This window comes from Polaribacter sp., from assembly GCF_965656025.1.
Classification (GTDB): Bacteria; Bacteroidota; Bacteroidia; order Flavobacteriales; family Flavobacteriaceae; genus Polaribacter.
The window spans coordinates 1-18528 of sequence record NZ_CBFHJT010000065.1 but is presented as its reverse complement, the minus strand read 5'-3'; the positions used below and the strand labels follow the sequence as shown (position 1 = coordinate 18528).

Sequence of the window (18528 nt, the reverse complement as noted above, 5' to 3'; positions counted from 1 at the left end):
CATTAGAAGCTCAGGAGCAGGAGGTCAGCATGTAAATAAAGTAAGTTCTGCAATTAGAGCAAAACATACCAAAACAGGATTACAGGTTTTAGTGATGGATAGCAGATCTCAACATCAAAATAAAAAAATTGCGATTCAAAGAATTCAAAAAAAAGTATCCAATTATAATTTAGAGAAAGCAAAAGAACAATTAAAACATCAATGGGAAAATCATCAAGTTTTAAAAAGAGGAAATCCTATTCGTGTTTTTACAGGAACAGATTTTAAGCAAATTAAAAAAGATAAATCATTTAAAAATAAGAGAAATTACTTAAAGAATGATTTAAGAAAACAGTTAGAATAAAATGGGAACATTAGTAAATAATTATGTGTTTAAAGCATTAGAAAATTATCCTTACGATTTAGAAGAAGTTATAGAAGCTTTAAATTATGCTTTGTCTTATGATGATAAGAATACAATGGCGTTAACATTAATGGGTAGAGTGTATGCAGAAAAACTGTATAAATACCAAGAGGCAATTATATATTTTAAAGAAGCATTAGCAGAAAATATAAAAGCTTTTGAAGTTTATGAACCATATATAAATACACTTTTATGGAATGAAGATTACAAGGAAGCAGAAGATTTTATAGATTTTGCTTTAAAAGTAAAAGGAGCAGATAAAGCAATATTATATTTAAAAAAAGCAATTTTAAAAGAACAATTAGGTAAATATAGTAGCGCACTCTTATTTATTAAAAAAGCAAAAGAGTTTACCTATAATGTAGATTTTATGATTGCTGTAAAGGAAAATGAAGATAGAATTAAAGAGAAACAACCAAAGAAAAAGAAGAGTAAAAAATCAAAGAAAAAGAAAAAATAATTTTACTACGCAAATGTATTACGTAATACAGGAGCATATTTGCAATGTAATTATAAAAAACGAAAGAAGTTCGCCTCACTTTAACAGGGTGTAAAGTGAGGTTTTAAAAAAGAAAAGGAAGTATTGAGCAATTGGTTGGCTTGTCAGATTGTAAATCTGGTTTCAATATGAACGTGTAGGTTCGAGTCCTACTACTTCCACATCAAGTTAGTCTTGTTGAGTGTTTCATTATGGCACCATTGTATAATTTCGTGCAGTTTTTGTATTCGTAATTTATATACAACTTGTCTTGAAGGTTTTTTGATTATTAGCCAAAAAATAATCGACATTCTATGAACGAAGGTTCGAATCCTTCCTTAACGAAAGTTATGTAGCAAAGTTCGGTTAATGCAATAGACAATCAACGTAGGTTCGAATCCTACTCACATTAATTTGTGATGGTCGAGTGGTCGAAGACTCTAGATTTAGGTTCTAGTTTGATTATGGTAAGCCCTAAAAGGCATGTTGGTTCGAGTCCAACCTTTTGACTTAAGTAAAGTCTCTTTAAGCTCATCATCTTTTAAAACTGATGCAAAAAAAACAATACGTTGTTGTGAGCTTTTAAAAAAGCACTTAAAAATGTACTTGAAATTTTGAGGAGAAAATTTAGAAAGTAATGATTTTTTATAAATCAATTGTTATGATATATCAAAGCAATCCATTTTTAAAAAAGAGTTACCAACTTTATATTCAAATGAAAAATTCCGTTAGTGGCTAAGCATTACAATGTGTTGTTTTTAAATAGAACAAAATTCTCTTTTAAAGAGGTTATTAAATAAATGTTGAATTATTCTGAATTTAAAAAATAGAGATTTTCAGAATTAAAAAATAGAAAAATGAAAAGAGTAAGAGTTAATGCAGGAAAAATTGGGTTGGTTTTCAAAAATGGCGATTACCAAAAGGTAATTACTCAAGGAACTTATTGGTTGTATTTAAATCAAAATGTAATAACCTACGATTTAACAAAGGAGTTTTATGCATCTGTAGCGATAGAAATTTTGTTAAAAGATGTAACTTTAGCTACAATGTTAGAAGTTGTTGATGTAAATGATAATGAATTGGTACTAATGTATGAAAACAATAATTTTAAGAAAGTATTTACTGCTGGAAGGTATTTGTTTTGGAAAGGTTTTGTAGATAGAAAATTCATTAGAGTTGATATCAGCAAAATAGAAATCACAGAACAAATTGATACAGCTTTATATAACAATTACGAAGTTGCTAAATACATCAGGTTATTTGAAGTTTCAGCTTTTGAAAAAGCAATTTTATTGGTAAATGATGAATACGTTAAAACCTTAACAGGTGGAACGTATAGATTTTGGAAAAATGATACAACCATTAAAATTGCAAGAGCAGATATGAGACAATTGCAATTAGAAATTGCAGGACAGGAATTATTAACTAAAGACAAAGCAAACATTAGAATTAACTTTTATACACAATATAAAGTAGTTGATATTGAAAAAGCATTGTTAGGTAATAAAGATTTTGAAAAGCAATTATACATTTTAATGCAATTGGCTTTAAGAACCTATGTTGGTGGTTATACTTTAGATGATTTATTAGAGAAAAAAGAAAATATTGCAACAGCCGTATTTGAAGAGGTATCTAAAAAAACCAATCAATTGGGTGTAAAAGTATTAAATTGCGGAATAAGAGATGTAATTTTAACAGGAGATATGAAAGAGATTATGAATCAGGTTTTAATTGCTCAAAAGAAAGCGCAAGCCAATGTAATTTCAAGAAGAGAAGAAACAGCATCTACAAGAAGCTTGTTAAATACTGCAAAATTAATGGAAGATAACGAAATGTTATATAAATTAAAAGAAATGGAGTATGTAGAAAAAATTGCTGATAAAATTGGCGAGATTACAGTTTCTGGAAACGGAAATATGGTAAAACAGTTAAAAGAAATTTTTGCTGTAAACAAATAATGAAAAGCATCAGTTTACTGGTGCTTTTCTGTTTTGTAATTTTTAATAGCCTGATGCAATTTTCCATAAATTCGATTTCTAAATTTCTCTGGTTTTAAAACCTCAATAGAATCACCAAAACCTAAGATTCTGCGCTCTAATTCATAATTAATTTGAACTAAAATATTAAAAATTACACCATCATCTGTATATTTTATAATTCTCTGAGAAGGATGAAAAGGTTTTGTAATTACATAAGGAGCATTCTTTTTATCAATCCAAAACTGAATTCTCTGAGCTCTAGCGTTTGACACAGTTACACCCACAACATCTTTATAGTATAGATCTCCATTAATGTTTTTGTCAGTATACTCTAAGTCTTCAATAGTTATAATGTTATACATTCTATCTAAGGCCAAAGTATAAATTTTATTTTTATTTAAACACAACAAAAACCATCTATTGTTAAACTCTTTTAATAACTGTGGATGTACAATCATATCACTAGCCTTATGAGCACTAAATGATTGATAGGTAATTTTTAAAACTTTCTTTTGTTGAATTGCGGCATAAATAGGATCTATAAATTCTAACCCTTTTAATTGTTCGTTTTTATCTAAATGAATAATCGATTTTTTATTTTTTTGAGATGAATATACAGAGTCTTCCAAACGCTGTAAAACACCATTCATTTCTTTAAACAAAGAAAAATCTTTAAATTGACGCAACAACTGAATGGCATCATTCATTATTTTTACATCATTTTCAGTTACAGGTATATTTGTGATGCTATAATTTGGTTCAGCATATCTGTAAAAACGTCTCTCATAAACCTCAATAGGTGCATTGTAGCCTAATTTATCACTTCGCATTAATTGTAAATCTAACTGAATAGTTCGTTTACTTACATTTACATCTTTTCCTTCATACTCATATAAAGCGTCAGAACAAGCCTCAATTAAATCATCTAAAGTCCATTTCTTAAAGTTGTTTCGCAAACAGTAATCAATGGTTTTGTATCTAATAAGTGCGTTTTTGTTGGAAGCCATAAGCTAATTTATAATTAAGAAATGTCAGTTCGAGCGATGTTGAAAACTAATTAAAATGAAAAAATATAAATAAAAATAACAATTAATTTTAACTACGCAAAAAGATTGCGTAATTGTATAAGATGTTTGTATTGGAATTGTAAGAGAAAAATTCTTTTTACATTGTAATCGCTCCGCAAAACAAGGAGTTTGCGGAGCTAAATAATAAACAAAATGGAAAATAAATTTACAGGAAAAGAAATTATTGCTTTAGGTTATAAACCAGGAAAATGGTTTCTAGAAGCAATAGCACATATTAATGATAATAAATTATCTGAACAAGAAACGATTGTTTACTTAAAACAATTTAAGGTAACAACTATTGATTTGTTAGAAAAACCTGCTGACTTAAAAATCAATATAAAAGCAGAAAATGATATAGAAGAAATAAACGTGAATTCTGTTGTAAAATCTATGGCAACATTAATGAAAACTCCAACCATTGTAAATGGTGCAATTATGCCAGATGCTTGTCCAACAGGTCCAGAAGGTACTGTTCCTGTTGGTGGAATAGTGGTGGCAAAAAATGCCATTCATCCAGGAATGCATAGTGCAGATATTTGTTGCTCTGTAATGTTAACAGATTTTGGAAAAACAAACCCAAAAGCAGTTTTAGATGCTGCACATTCTGTTACCCATTTTGGTCCAGGAGGAAGAGATAGAAACACACAATTTCGCTTTCCATCTGATTTATTAGCAGAAATAGAGGCAAATCCGTTTTTAAATAATCAAAAATCTATTTCTGCAGCCAGAAGTCATTTAGGTACACAAGGAGATGGAAACCATTTTTTATTTGTGGGGAAATCTAAAAACACAGGAAATACGATGTTAATAACACATCATGGTTCTAGAGGTTTTGGGGCAAATTTATATAGTAGAGGAATGAAAATAGCTGAACAATTTAGAAAAGAAATCTCCCCACAAACTTTAAAACAAAATGCGTGGATTCCTTTTGAAACAGAAGAAGGAAAAGCGTATTGGGAAGCTTTGCAAATTATTAGAAAATGGACAAAGAAAAACCACGAAGTTTTACACGATGCAACTTTGCATAAACTTAATATGCAATCAGAAAATAGATTCTGGAACGAACATAATTTTGTGTTTAAAGATGGCGATTTGTTTTATCATGCAAAGGGAGCAACTCCTTTAGATGCTAAGTTTATGCCAGATATAACTGGACCAAGATTAATACCTTTAAATATGTCTGAACCAGTTTTAATTGTTGAAGGAAAAACAACCAAAAATAATTTAGGTTTTGCACCACATGGAGCTGGTAGAAATGTAAGTAGAACGCAACACAGAAAAAGTAAAACAGGTACAGTTTCAGATATTTTTAAAGAAGAAACTAAAAATTTAGATGTTCGCTTTTTTTCTAATGAAATTGATATTACAGAGTTACCATCTGCATATAAAAATGCAGCAACTGTAAGAAATCAAATGGAAGAGTTTGGTTTAGGGAATATTGTGGATGAAGTGTTGCCTTATGGTTGTATTATGGCTGGTAATTGGCAAAAAAATGCACCTTGGAAAAATAGAAGAAGACAAGATAAAAGAAATAGAAATAATGGAAAAGATTAAAGAAAAATCTATTGATTTATTGTTGGGTATCATCTCAAAAGAAGATTTTGAGATGATACTTTATGAGAAAGTTAAATCAGAAGATTTAATTAAAAATAAATTACTTTTTGATTTGGTAAACATCAACTATAGAAATGATAATTTCAAAGTTTATTTATTAGAATTAATTCAAGAAAATTTTCCTGAAGAGACAATAATAATTTTAAAAATACACCATTATTCAACTTTGATAAAAGATGAAGATAATTATGATAAGATCTATAAAAATTTTTATCAAATCTATAAATTGATTGATTTTGATAAAGATTATCAATTATTATGGGATTTTTATGAGATTCAAACAAGATTAGATTTAGTTGGAATTAATTATGAAAAAGAAGAAAATGTTATCAGTAGTTTAAAAACCTTATGTAATAGAGTTTGTATTGAATTTAAATCATTAAAAGAACTAAAGGATAAAATTAATTTTTTGGTTGATGGTCTTAAAGAAGAAGAAAAAGTAGTTTTAGTTCAGGAGAATCAAGTAAAAACTAAAATAATTAATTCAAAAAAGTGGTATCAATTTTGGAAGTAAAAAAAAATCATTACATTTAAAATAAATTGCAAGAATTCTAAAAACTATGATACATTCTCAACAAGAACTCTTAGAAAAATCTATACTCTATTTTAAGCGAGGCGATTTTTCTTTAGGCTATAGATCCCTTTTAGACACGGCCTTAAATACAGATTCAGAAGAAATATTTTTAACAGTTTTAAAATTTGTAACACAATACGAAAACAAAAGTAGTGAAGATAAATCTTCGCTACTTTCTTTGTTTATAAATTGTGCTTCTGAAATACAAAAAGTTTTTATAGAAAATAAAAAGTTACTAGGTAAAACTCTTTTAAAAGCAGAAAATATCACTAAAAATTATAATAAGGGTAGGTTTGTTTTAGGGCCTGTAAATATAGAATTAAAAAAAGGAGATATTTTTGGTTTGGTTGGTGAAAATGGAAACGGAAAAACTACGCTTTTAACTATTTTAGCCTCTTTAATTCAGCAAACTTCAGGGGAGTTATCTTATTCTTTTTCAACAAAAAATAAAGATAAATACGATGTTCTGTCGAAACTAGTTTATATTCCACAAAGAACTCCAGTTTGGTATGGTAGTGTTTTAGATAATTTAAAATTTGCTTTGGTGCATCATGGCGTAAAGGGTAATAAAAACGATTTATTAGTTTTAATGATGGTTGCTAGATTTGGACTTTGGAAATACAAAGATTTAAAGTGGAGAGAACTGTCTTCTGGTTATAAAATGCGTTTTGAGTTGGCTAGAACTATGTTGCGTAGACCAGAAATAATTTTGCTAGATGAACCTTTGGCAAATTTAGACATACTAGCGCAACAAATTATTTTAGAAGATTTAAGAATGATTTCTAAATCGCCAGTTAACCCAATTGCTATGGTGTTTTCGTCACAACAACTCTATGAGGTGGAAAAGGTTTCAGATGAAGTTATTTATTTAAGAAACGGAAAACCTTCCGCCCACTTAAACCTTGAGAAAAAAGAAAAAAACAATGTAATTGTAGAAATTGACACAAAAAAATCAAGAGAAGAAATTGAACAAGTTTTTAATGAAAATCAACTAGAAAAATTAGAGTTTAATGGAGGTGTTTATATACTCTATTTTAAGGAAGGGTTTACCTTTAACGACTGTTTAATAACAATTTCTAAAAATGAATTTAGTGTACAATATATAAGAGATATTTCTAAATCTACAAGACGCTTTTTTGTTTACTAATCTAAAAAAAATGAAAATGAATTACGTAAATAAAATAAATAAATACCTTTTAGAACATTATCCACTTATTTGGAATACGCGTTTGGTTTGGATGATTGGGGTAAATATTTTAATTCATCTTATCTTTTTTATTATCGGATATAGTTCTGCAAATTCTACAGAAGATTTAAAGTTTTATAGTAGTTTAGAAAACTTCTTTTTTGAGAATTCTGCTGTATATTATAATTTTCTAATTTCGATATTTATATTATTAGTTTGGGTTATAAACTATTTAAGAAACAATGCTTTTAAAAATTTATACAGTTTACCCAAAAGCACTTTATTTAAACAATTCTGTATTATTTTTATCATATTTTTTATAAGTGTAACCCAATTCTTTTCTTTCAAAAAAGGTCTTGTCACAAAAATTAAATCATTGTACAGTTGGGAGGAGGTAAATAAAGATATTAAAACATTTAATAATGTAAGTTTATTTTTTATTCAATATCAAAGGGCTTATGAAATCGATAAAAAAGCATACCCAAAACCTTTTCCACTAAAAGTTGCTATTAATATAAATGATTTAAAAAATATTGATGAATCAAAACCATATATAGAATTTAAAGATTCTAAATTTCAATTTTATAAGGTTAATGAAAAACTGTGGTTAAAAGATTCAGAAAAAAATAAGTTTTTAAACGTTTACTCTAAAAATGATTTCAAATATAGAATTGTTGAAGATGTAAGTGATTTTAAAATTTTCTTAAATCCGTCTTTGTATAATTATTCTGAAACAAAATTTACAATAGGGCAAGATTCTACAGATTATAAAAAAAGACTGCTTTATTTTAAAAATATATTAGATAGTAAAGATGATTTTAAAATTCAGGAAGAATTACAAAAAGGAATCAATTTAGCAAACAAATATAAATTAAAACATAATTTAACAGCTAATAATTGGTTTCAGTTGATAAACAACAAACCTAATTATTTGCTTAAAGAATTGATAAATCCCTCTGAACCCATAAAGAAGAATTACAATACCTATGTAGAGAATAATTATAACAGTCGCTTTTCTGATGATATTCCTTATTCAAAAACATTATTTTTAGATTTTAGTAATTTAGATAATCTATTTAAAAACGTTTATTACTCTTACCATTCAGTTTTTAATTATATAATTTTTTGTGTATTACTAACTTTAGCCTTGTTTTTTAGCACATTATTATTTCTGTTTAAAACAACCAATACAAAATCTTTGTTACTTAGTATTGTTGCAAGTTTGGTAGTTTTGGTAATAATAGTTTGGTTTATGTCTAGTTCTAAATATTTTTTAGATGGGGCAAATGTTAGAGATTATAGAGAGTTTTTAATAATGATTTTTATTTCATTTACAATAATGCTTTTTAGCATTATAGCATATCTAAAAAACTGGAAAAAATTATTTATAACAATAACTTGGACTTTAGGAATTTTTGCAACACCAATTTTCTTTTTGTTCTCAGGTTTTGCATATAGTAGATTTCTAAGGAATTCGCATAAATTACTATTTCCTAAAGATTATAATTATATAAGTGATTTTGAAAATTGGTTTAATATTTTCGCTTTTTGGATAGTAATTCTTGTATGGATTTTAACCATATTTATTTATTCTATCTATATTAGAAAATTAAAAGCGAGAGCATCGTAATTATTCCAGTAACAAATTCAACGTCATTATATCTAAATTACCATCAGCAAAAAGATTATTTTTTTCTTCAAAACCTTTAATGGCATTTGAAGTTTCAGTTCTATACAAACCATCTATTTGGATATTAAAACCGTTTTTAACTAATAACTTTTGAACTTCATAAATTAATGCACTCTTATCGTTTTTGTAAAACTTTTTATCTTCTTTAAACATCGCTTTAATTAACTCTTTATAGCTATTATGCTCTTGTTCTTTTTTTAAAGCTTCTAGAGTTATTCCTTTTTTTTCTATCATTTTTATTTCTTGGTTGCTTAAACCTTTGGCTTTTAAATTTGCAGCATTCTCTAAAATGGTTTCATAATATTTTACGGTAGCCAATTTATCACTATATTTTTTTACTGAATTTTTAGTTTCATAGTCATCATCTTCTGGAGTTCTTACATCTATATCTTTTGCAGTCCATTGTAACATTACAAAGCTATTTAACTCTTCAACTGCCTTGTAATAATCGAATACAATTTCTTTATTGTGATAGTTTACGTCAATTTTTGCAGTTGTTTTATAATCTACATTGGGCGAGTTGTATCTTTTATATTCTTGGTATTTGCCAAAACCAATAAAAAAAGCAATAATTAAAAGTAGCAGTATAATTATCTGTTTCATAATAAAAGAAAGATTTTAGTTGATAAACAAATGTAACTATTTCTTATAAGAAAAACAGTAGTTTTTAGAAAGCCGTATTTTAATTAGACATATGAGAAGAGTATTCTTGTGGAATTTAAATTATTAAAATATAGCTATTTTAGAAATCTTTCTAGCTATGTTCTAAATTTTTAATTGGTTTTGGTATTTTTAATTTATTTTTCAATAGAGTTAAAATAACAGCTAATAAAGATAAATAGACTCATTTTACTAACTTAAATTTGTAAAGTTAGAAATCAACCTATTACATGTCTCCAAAAAAACTAAAAAAAAGAAAATATCGTTTCTTAAGAAGAACATTAAGAGTTTTTTTTGGCATTCTCTTTTTTTTATTTTTAATAATACTTTTTATTAGAAGTCCTTGGGGGCAAAATATTATTGTAAATCAGTTAGTAAGCTACGTTTCTGATAAAACAAACACAAAAGTAGCAGTAGAAAATCTTTTTATAACTTTTGATGGAAGTGTTCAGCTAAATGGTTTGTATTTAGAAGATAAAAAAGGCGATACATTATTGTATGCTAAATCTTTAGAAGCTAATATTCCTCTTTGGGAAACAATTAGAGGTACTGCAGTTGGCGTAGATAATTTAGATTTAGAAACCTTTAAAGCAAATATCGTAAGAAAAGATACTATTTCTGGTTACAATTTTCAATTTTTGATTGATGCTTTTGCTTCAGAAAACACAACTTCTTCTGCTAATGAAACCAGCTCAAAACCCGTAAATGTGGTTTTGGGTAATTTGTTTTTTAAAGACTTAGATGTGCTTTTTAATGATGATGTTATAGGAATTGATAGCCGTTTTAAAGTAGGCGAGTTAGATGCAGAAATACAAAAAACAGATTTAGAAAATATGGCGTTTGATGCAAATAGCATTCAACTATTAAATTCAGACATAAAATTTATTCAAAAACCATCACAATTAACAGATACTGCTGCAGCAACATTACCAAAATTCTCTTTAAATAATATAAAAGTTAAAAATGTAAAAGCTTATTACGAATCAGAAGTTAGTAAATTAAATTCTGTTTTAGAAATTGTCGATTTTTCTTTAGAAAGCACACAAATAGACTTAACAAAACAAGTGTTTGATTTAGAAAAAATAGCACTTCACAATTCAAAAATAACAATTAATACGTTTAAAAATACAACTGTAAATTCTCAAAATAAAATACAAAACTCAGCTATTGAGTGGCCAGAAATTACACTAAATATTAACGAAATAGATTTTAAAAATAATAAAATCGGGTATTTTGAAAATAATGCAAAACAACAAAAAAATGCATTTAATCCAAAAGCAATTTCGATTGATGATTTTACTTTAAATGCGACAAATATTTCTTTAGAAAATAAAAAAGCAAATGCCAACTTACAGCAATTTAGTTTTAACGAAGTTTCTGGTTTAAATTTACATCAATTTACATTTGAATTGGAAGCAACCGATTCTAAGTTAATATTAAATAATATTGATTTTGGCTTAAATGAAAACGCACTTTCAGGAAACTTAGCGTTAAATTATGCATCGTTAAATCAATTGTTAAAATCAGCTGAACAAACAAAGATTGCTATAAATATTCCAACATTTACAGCATCCTTAAAAGAAGTTTTTAAATTTCAACCTTTTTTAAAGGAAAATGTTAATTTAAAAAAAGCAAGTAAAAAATTGATTTCTGGAAACATTAAACTTTCAGGGAATTTAGCAACTCTAAATCTTCAAAAAGCAACTATAAAATGGGGGAAAAATACATCACTTTTTACGACAGGAACTTTTAAAAACATTACAAATCCTACTGAATTAATTGTTAATATTCCAAATTTTAAAGTCGATACAAAACGTTCAGATATCAATCAATTTATAGACGAAAAAGAATTTGGAGTTCAGTTGCCAAAAAACGTTTTACTTACAGGAAATGTAGCTGGTTCTTTAGAAAATATTTCCTCAAAAATAAAAGTGGAAACTACCCAAGGAATCGCAAAAATAGAAGGAAGTTTTAAGAATAAAAAAACAATAAGTTATGATGCAGTTGTTAAAATTGATAATTATAAAGTAAATGAATTATTAAATAATCCTAATTTTGGTAAACTTAGTGGAACGTTAAAATCAAAAGGAAGCGGAAAAAATATAAATAATTTAGATGCAAATTTAGAAGCAAAAGTTTCTAAATTCACCTTAAATAATTATGCAGTCAAAGATTTAATAATTGATGGTGAACTCAAAAATGGTGAAGGAGAAATTTCATCAAAATATAAAGATGAAAACTTAAATATAGCCTTAAATGGAGATGTTTCTTTAGATTCTATAGCATCAAAAGCTTCTATAAATTTAGATGTTATTGGAGCAAATTTACAAGCTTTGGGTTTAATGAATAGAAATGTAAAAACAGGGATGGATATTTCTGTAGATTTTGAAGGAAATTCAGCAGAATATAAATTGGATGGAAACATTAAAAACGGTGTAGTTGTGTATGATAATAGAACTTATCTTTTGGGAGCCATAAAAGCAAATGGTTACGTAAATAAAGATACAACGTCTGTTTTTATAAAAAATAAAATGTTAGATTTTAAGTTAGAATCTAATACAGATCCACAAACTTTCTCTAAGGCTTTAGAACGACATATTACCAGTTATTTTTATAGAGATAAACCAATATCGGATACTATTAAAAACCCAGTACATTTAAAATTAGAAAGTAAAATTTCTCAATCTGCATTGTTAAAAGATGTGTTTTTAGTCAACGTAAAAGATATAGATACCATAGATGTATCTTTAAATTTTAAGGAAAAAGGTAGGCAGTTAAAAGCAAACATAACAGTACCACATATCAATTATAGTGGTAATGAGTTAGATAGTTTGGCGTTTTCTATGAACACAAATAAAGATAATTTTAATTTCGATTTAGGCTTTAAAAATATTACTGCAGGTCCATTAAATGTGCCAAGAACATACATTACAGGAAATCAAAACAATAATGAATTATCATTAAATTTTACGGGTTCTTATAAAGGAAAAACCTTAATGAATGTAAATTCAAAAATTACTGGAAACAGAGAAAAACTAAAATTTATAGTAAATAGAGATAGCTTAATTTTAAATAAAGAACGATGGTCAATTCCAACAAATAATGAGATTATACTGGTAAATAATAATTTAGAATTTAAAGATTTTATAATCTCAAAAGGCGATCAATCTATTACAATTACTGATAAATTACCCAAAATAAGTAAAAAGCATATTGCAATAGAGTATCAAAATTTTAATATAAATGAAGTTTTTAATTATCTAAACCCAGAAACCGAAATTGCCTCGGGTATTTTAAATGGAAACTTTATTTTAGAAGATCCTTTTGAAGATACAGGTATTATTGCAAATCTTAATATTACGAAATTAGAGACGTTAAAAACAAATTTAGGGACTTTAAACATAGCAGCTAAATCATTAGGAAACAGTAAATACGAGTTTAATGCAGATTTAAAAGAGGGCGATGTAAATCTAAATCTAAATGGAGATTATTTGGTAAATAATGCAGAGGCAAACTTAAATTTAGATTTGGTAATAAATCAATTTAAGATGAGCGCTTTAAATACATTATCTTTTGGAGAAATTAAAGAAACAAGTGGTAGTTTCTCTGGGCAGTTTAAAGTAACAGGAACAACCACAGAACCAAAATATAAAGGTGAGTTAAATTTTAACAATGCAGCTTTTAATATTTCTAAACTCAACACAAAGTTTTTATTACAAGAAGAGACTTTAAAGGTAGATAATAGTGGGCTTGTGCTAAATAATTTTACAGTTTTAGATGAAAATAAAAATACCTTACTATTATCAGGAAAAATCGGTACAAAAAGTTTTTTAAACCCAACGTTTGATGTAAACCTAAACGCAAAAAATTTCCGATTATTAAATGCCACCAAAGAGGACAATGAATCTTTGTACGGAACCGCAACTTTTAATATGGATGCCAAACTTACGGGCGATTTACAAATACCAAAATTAGATACAAAACTAAAATTAGGAGAAGGTACAAATGTAACTTATGTAATGCCAAGTACCTATGCCAATATAGAAGAAAGAGAAGGCGTAGTTGCTTTTGTAAATAGAAAAAAACCAAATACTATTCTAACAAAAACAGAAGAACAAACAGCTAACATAACTGGTTTTGATATTTCAGCAAATTTAAAAATTGATAAAAAAGCAGCAGTTACAGTGGTTATAAATAAAGATACTGGCGATAATTTTAAAGTATCTGGAGATGGCGATTTTAATTTTACAATGGTGCCAAATGGGCGAATAAATTTTACAGGTGCTTATGAAATTAATGATGGTCATTACGAGTTGAATCTTTACAATTTAGTAGATAGAAAGTTTTTATTAGCTAAAGGAAGTCGTGTAAGTTGGTCTGGAGATCCTTTTGAGGCAGCACTCGACGTAAAAGCCATTTATAAATTAGAAACTTCGGCATCGCCATTAATGGCCTCGCAAATATCTAATGCAGATGTATCAATTAAAAATAAATACAAACAAGTATTACCTTTTCAGGTGTATCTAAACATAGATGGCGAATTATTACAACCTAAAATATCTTTTGCATTAGATATGGCAGAAGAAGAACGTGGTGCTGTTGGAGGTCAGGTTTATGGTAGAGTACAACAAGTAAATCAACAAGAAGCAGAATTAAATAAACAGGTTTTTTCGCTATTAGTTTTAAATAGATTTTATCCAGATTCTGGTAGTGATGGTAGTTCAGGTGGTTTTGCAACAATTGCAAGAAATAATTTAAACGATGCTATTTCTGGGCAATTAAACGCTTTTTCAAACAAAATTTTAGGAGGTTCAGGTATTGAGTTAGATTTTGGGTTAAATAGTTTTACAGATTATCAAGGTGATGCTCCTACAGACAGAACTCAGTTAGATATTGCAGCACAAAAAAAGTTATTTAATGATAGGTTAACAGTTAGAGTAGGTAGTGAAGTAGATGTTCAAGGAGGTAATACAACAGATCAAAAATCGCCATTAATAGGTAATGTTAGTTTAGAGTATAAAATTACAGAAGATGGTAGATATCGATTAAAAGGTTTTAGAGAAAATAAATTTGAAAATGTAATTGATGGACAAACAATTGTAAGTGGTATCGCATTAATTTTTACCCAAGAATTTAATGAATTTAGCCAACTTTGGAATGCTATTTTGCGTTCTCAAAAGAAGAAAGAGCAACAAAAAAGTACTAAGAAAAAGAATTAAGTTTTGAAAATAAAATTAACATATTTTACATATTTATTATTTTTAGTTGCCATGTTGTATTCGTGTAGCATACAAAAATACATCCCAGAAGAAAAACGTTTGTATACAGGAGCTACCATTAATTTAGATGCAGATTCTACAGTACAAAAAGTAAGCGAACTAAAAACAGATTTAGAAAATACTTTACGCTCAGAGCCAAACAGTAAGTTTTTAGGGATGCATTTGGGCTTGTACTTTTATTATAAAAATCAACAAGATAATCCAAATTTTATCAACAGATGGTTGTTTAAAAAGCTTGGGCAGAAGCCTGTATATCAGTCAGATGTCGAAGTTTATGAAATGCAAGAAATTCTTAGAAATCGCCTAGAGAATCATGGCTTTTTCTACAGTAGAGTAACATCATCTTTTACAGAGAAAGCAAAAAAAGCCTCTTTAATTTACAGTTTAAAAGTTCCTGATCCTTACAGGATGGAAACCTATCAAATAGATAGTATGGTTGCACCTGTTTATAAAGATATTTTAGAAGCAACAAAAAAATCTCCATTTAAAAAAAATATGCGTTTTAGTTTGGCGAATTTAAAGCAAGAAAGACAAAGATTAGATGGAGAATTAAAGAAAAAAGGGTATTATAACTTTAATGGTGATTTTTTACTTTTTGAGGCCGATACAAATCAATATAAAAACAAAAAATTCGATTTGTTTTTAAAAATGAAAGCAGAAGTTCCTAAAAAAGCGACAGTACCTTATAAATTACAACGAATTAACGTGTATCCAGATTATGATTTAAGAGATACTACAAATACAAAAGAAAATCGCTTTAAAAACAAAAGCTACTTTCAAGATACTGTTTTTTTTAAACCAAAGTATTTAGATGAATTTATCACCCTAAAAGAAGGTGAGTTTTACAATCCAATAACGTCTAAAAATACAGCAAGACGTTTGTCTGGAATAGGAACTTACAAATACGTAAACATTCAATATAAAGAGTTAGACAAAGCTTTAACTGATAGTTTAGGCGGTTTAGAGGCAAATATATTTCTATCACCATTAACAAAACGTGCAATAAGAGCAGAGTTACAAGCGGTCACAAAATCTAATAATTTTGCAGGCCCAAAATTAGGATTAACCTACAGTAATAGAAATTTATTTAAAGGAGGAGAAACATTAAATATAAGATCAAACATAGGTTATGAAACTCAAATTTCTAAAGCAGATAATTTAGGTTTAAGTAGCTTAGAGTTAGGCTTAGAAACAGAACTTATTTTTCCGAGAGTAATTGCTCCTTTTTCGTTTAAAGAAGATTTTTTTGAATATTCTATTCCTAAAACCAAAACAAGTCTAGGTGTAACTTATTTAAGTAGAAGTAAATTATATACACTGCTATCTGGAAATTTATTTTTTGGATATGTTTGGAATGCCAATAGGTATATTACTTATGAAATAAACCCAGTTTCTGTAAATTATACAAGACTTTCTAATACCACAGATACTTTTAAAGACATTTTACAAAAAAATCCCTTTTTACAGCGTAGTTTCGATCAGCAATTTATTTCTGGACTCACATTTTCATTTACTTACAATGAAATGATAAATGCTAATAAAACGCATCAATTTTTTGCAAATTCTACTTTAGATGTTGCAGGAAACTCCATAAGTTTATTCGGCAAAGAAACAGAAGTAGGAAAACCCAAAAAGTTTTTAGGCTTGCAATATGCACAATATGCAAAATCGGATGTAGATTTTAGGTATCATTATAATTTTGGTAAAAATAAAGAACAAACCATAGCAACTAGATTTTTTGCAGGCTTTGGTCATGCTTATGGAAATTCGGATGTAGTTCCTTTTGTAAAACAATATTTTTCTGGAGGGCCTTATAGTGTAAGAGCTTTTCAAATCCGTTCTTTAGGTCCTGGAACTTATAACGAAAATAACGACCCTCAAACAAATGGAACTTTTTTTGATAAAACAGGTAACATTCGTTTAGAAGCAAATATGGAATATCGATTTCCTTTATTTTCTTTCTTTAAGGGAGCTGTTTTTGCTGATGCTGGTAACGTTTGGAATTCAGTGGCAAATCCTGCTTTTGAAGATGCTCAAGGAAATCAAACAGATGTATTTACCTCTAATTTTATAAATGAATTGGGTATGGGAGCAGGAGTAGGTTTGCGAATAGATGTACAAGGATTTGTAATTCGTTTTGATTTGGCAGCACCTTTTCATGATCCATCCTTTAAAAAAGGAGAACGTTGGAATTTTAGAGTAGATGAACCCGTTTTAAACTTTGCAATTGGGTATTCTTTTTAAATTGATGTCTTTTTTAATTTAAAAGCTCTTTATCTTTAATTCTAAAGCAATTTTCTTCTCCTAAAAAATTAGGGTTGCCAAACTCTTCAGACCAAAAACCCTCTAAAATATCTTTAGTAATACATTTGTAAACTACAACACCTTTATAAATATCGTTTTCATCACCTTGATATTCAAAATTAATAACTAATATATTGTTTTTAAAAAAACCAGTACCAAATTGCTGTTGATTTTTATTAATTACCCATTTTGCTACAATTCTATGGTTGTTTTCTAAAGATAAATGCAATGTGCCTTTGTAAATATTTTCAGAATCATTTTGGTTTTTTCCAATAATCTGATAATCTCCAATGATGTCTTCTGTAGTCATAACTATTTGTAATAAATCCTTATTTTTAATTTCACTTATCGTAAATTACCCATATCTATTTAAGAATGAAAATAAAAAAAGTGCGTTTTACATTTAAACTAAAACAAAACAATAAGCAAAGCTGCAATATTACTAATTTTTATTAAATCAATATTATTTTTGAAAAAAGCAGGTAATTTTTAATAGTTGTTTTTTCAATTAAAATTGTATTAGTAGTTTTTTTTTTCTTGATATTTCATCTACACTTTTTTTGTTTTTAACTTTAGTGAATTGTGTTTTAGATTTTATCGTTATTATTGTAATATAAAACTCCTATTAAATGAATGAAAATTTAAATATTTTATTTATCGAAGATAATCTAATTGAGATTATGAAAATGAAACGTACAATTTCATTTCTCAAATTAGACCATAAACTTCAAGAGGCAAAAAATGGAGAAGAAGCTTTAGAAATTTTAAAAGATAAAAGCAAACTTCCTGATATTATTTTGTTAGATTTAAACATGCCAAAAATAAGTGGTATCGAGTTTTTATCAATAATAAAAGAAAATAAGGTTTTAAGAAACATACCTGTTATTATTTTAACAACATCAGACAATCAAAAAGATTTGATAGAATGTTTTAAAATAGGTGTCTCTGGTTATATTTTAAAACCCTTAAAATATGATGATTATGTTGCGAAAATTGAAAAAGTACTTAATTATTGGAGTGCAAATGAATTAAAAAAGTATTAAAATGAAAGGTATTGTTTTTACAGAATTCTTAGATTTAGTTGAAGATAAATTTGGCTTGGAAATGGTTGATAAAATTATTTCTGAATCGAAACTAGAATCTGAAGGCGTGTATACATCTATAGGAACCTATAGTTTTTCTGAAATGTTACAATTGTTAACACATTTGAGTAATTATACAGATATATCTATCGATAATTTATTATTAGTTTACGGAGAACACTTTTTTTCGGTTATAGAAACTAGTTATC

14 protein-coding genes and 1 tRNA gene are annotated in these 18528 nt (G+C 27.4%); 12 read left to right on the top strand and 3 right to left on the bottom strand.

Annotation, left to right across the window (positions count from 1 at the left end):
* The 4 genes from ACTG3S_RS11665 to ACTG3S_RS11650 form a co-directional block, all read left to right on the top strand.
* On the top strand, window positions 1-343 hold a 343-nt coding region (locus tag ACTG3S_RS11665; protein ID WP_439129526.1), incomplete at its 5' end, for a peptide chain release factor-like protein.
* Between the two features lies 1 nt (window position 344).
* A complete protein-coding gene (locus ACTG3S_RS11660) occupies window positions 345-863 on the top strand; it encodes a tetratricopeptide repeat protein (RefSeq protein ID WP_439129525.1) in 519 nt (172 codons plus the stop codon).
* Window positions 864-979: 116 nt separating this feature from the next.
* Window positions 980-1063 (top strand) — tRNA-Tyr (locus ACTG3S_RS11655).
* Window positions 1064-1738: 675 nt separating this feature from the next.
* A complete protein-coding gene (locus ACTG3S_RS11650) occupies window positions 1739-2839 on the top strand; it encodes a slipin family protein (protein WP_439129524.1) in 1101 nt (366 codons plus the stop codon).
* Between the two features lie 14 nt (window positions 2840-2853).
* Here the strand turns inward: ACTG3S_RS11650 and ACTG3S_RS11645 are convergent, their stop codons facing one another.
* On the bottom strand, window positions 2854-3867 hold the full coding sequence (locus ACTG3S_RS11645; RefSeq protein ID WP_439129523.1) for a helix-turn-helix transcriptional regulator: 1014 nt from the start codon (window positions 3865-3867) through the stop codon (window positions 2854-2856).
* A gap of 213 nt (window positions 3868-4080) precedes the next feature.
* On the opposite strand from ACTG3S_RS11645, the gene ACTG3S_RS11640 reads away from it, so the two are divergent.
* Genes ACTG3S_RS11640 through ACTG3S_RS11625 form a run of 4 tightly spaced genes read left to right on the top strand, consistent with a single transcriptional unit; the run spans window position 4081 to window position 8934 of the window.
* Complete coding sequence (locus tag ACTG3S_RS11640) at window positions 4081-5484, top strand: RtcB family protein (protein WP_439129522.1); 1404 nt, start codon at window positions 4081-4083, stop codon at window positions 5482-5484.
* Complete coding sequence (locus tag ACTG3S_RS11635) at window positions 5423-6058, top strand: hypothetical protein (protein WP_439129521.1); 636 nt, start codon at window positions 5423-5425, stop codon at window positions 6056-6058. Before ACTG3S_RS11640 ends, ACTG3S_RS11635 begins: the two co-directional genes overlap by 62 nt.
* A 46-nt stretch (window positions 6059-6104) precedes the next feature.
* Entirely contained in the window at window positions 6105-7265 is a 1161-nt protein-coding gene (locus ACTG3S_RS11630) for an ABC transporter ATP-binding protein (RefSeq protein ID WP_439129520.1), read from the top strand.
* Between the two features lie 10 nt (window positions 7266-7275).
* Window positions 7276-8934, top strand: a complete 1659-nt coding sequence (locus tag ACTG3S_RS11625) for a hypothetical protein (protein ID WP_439129519.1) — start codon at window positions 7276-7278, stop codon at window positions 8932-8934.
* On the opposite strand, the gene ACTG3S_RS11620 is transcribed toward ACTG3S_RS11625, so the two are convergent.
* Window positions 8935-9597 (bottom strand): peptidoglycan-binding domain-containing protein, encoded by a 663-nt coding sequence (locus ACTG3S_RS11620; RefSeq protein WP_439129518.1) that lies wholly within the window; start codon window positions 9595-9597, stop codon window positions 8935-8937. It abuts the gene before it with no gap.
* A 287-nt stretch (window positions 9598-9884) separates the two neighbouring features.
* Between ACTG3S_RS11620 and ACTG3S_RS11615 the strand changes: the two genes are divergently transcribed.
* Both ACTG3S_RS11615 and ACTG3S_RS11610 read left to right on the top strand, forming a co-directional pair.
* Window positions 9885-14873, top strand: a complete 4989-nt coding sequence (locus ACTG3S_RS11615; protein WP_439129517.1) for a translocation/assembly module TamB domain-containing protein — start codon at window positions 9885-9887, stop codon at window positions 14871-14873.
* Between the two features lie 51 nt (window positions 14874-14924).
* Window positions 14925-17177 carry a BamA/TamA family outer membrane protein gene (locus tag ACTG3S_RS11610; RefSeq protein ID WP_439129527.1) on the top strand — a complete coding sequence of 751 codons (2253 nt, stop codon included), beginning with the start codon at window positions 14925-14927 and terminating at the stop codon, window positions 17175-17177.
* A gap of 13 nt (window positions 17178-17190) precedes the next feature.
* Here the strand turns inward: ACTG3S_RS11610 and ACTG3S_RS11605 are convergent, their stop codons facing one another.
* Window positions 17191-17547, bottom strand: a complete 357-nt coding sequence (locus tag ACTG3S_RS11605; RefSeq protein WP_439129516.1) for a hypothetical protein — start codon at window positions 17545-17547, stop codon at window positions 17191-17193.
* 319 nt (window positions 17548-17866) lie between these two features.
* Here ACTG3S_RS11605 and ACTG3S_RS11600 point away from each other — a divergent pair, with 319 nt between their 5' ends.
* Together ACTG3S_RS11600 and ACTG3S_RS11595 are read left to right on the top strand one after the other, a co-directional pair.
* On the top strand, window positions 17867-18280 hold the full coding sequence (locus tag ACTG3S_RS11600) for a response regulator (protein ID WP_439129515.1): 414 nt from the start codon (window positions 17867-17869) through the stop codon (window positions 18278-18280).
* A gap of 1 nt (window position 18281) precedes the next feature.
* Window positions 18282-18528: heme NO-binding domain-containing protein (locus tag ACTG3S_RS11595; protein WP_439129514.1), on the top strand; the 247-nt coding region annotated here is incomplete at its 3' end.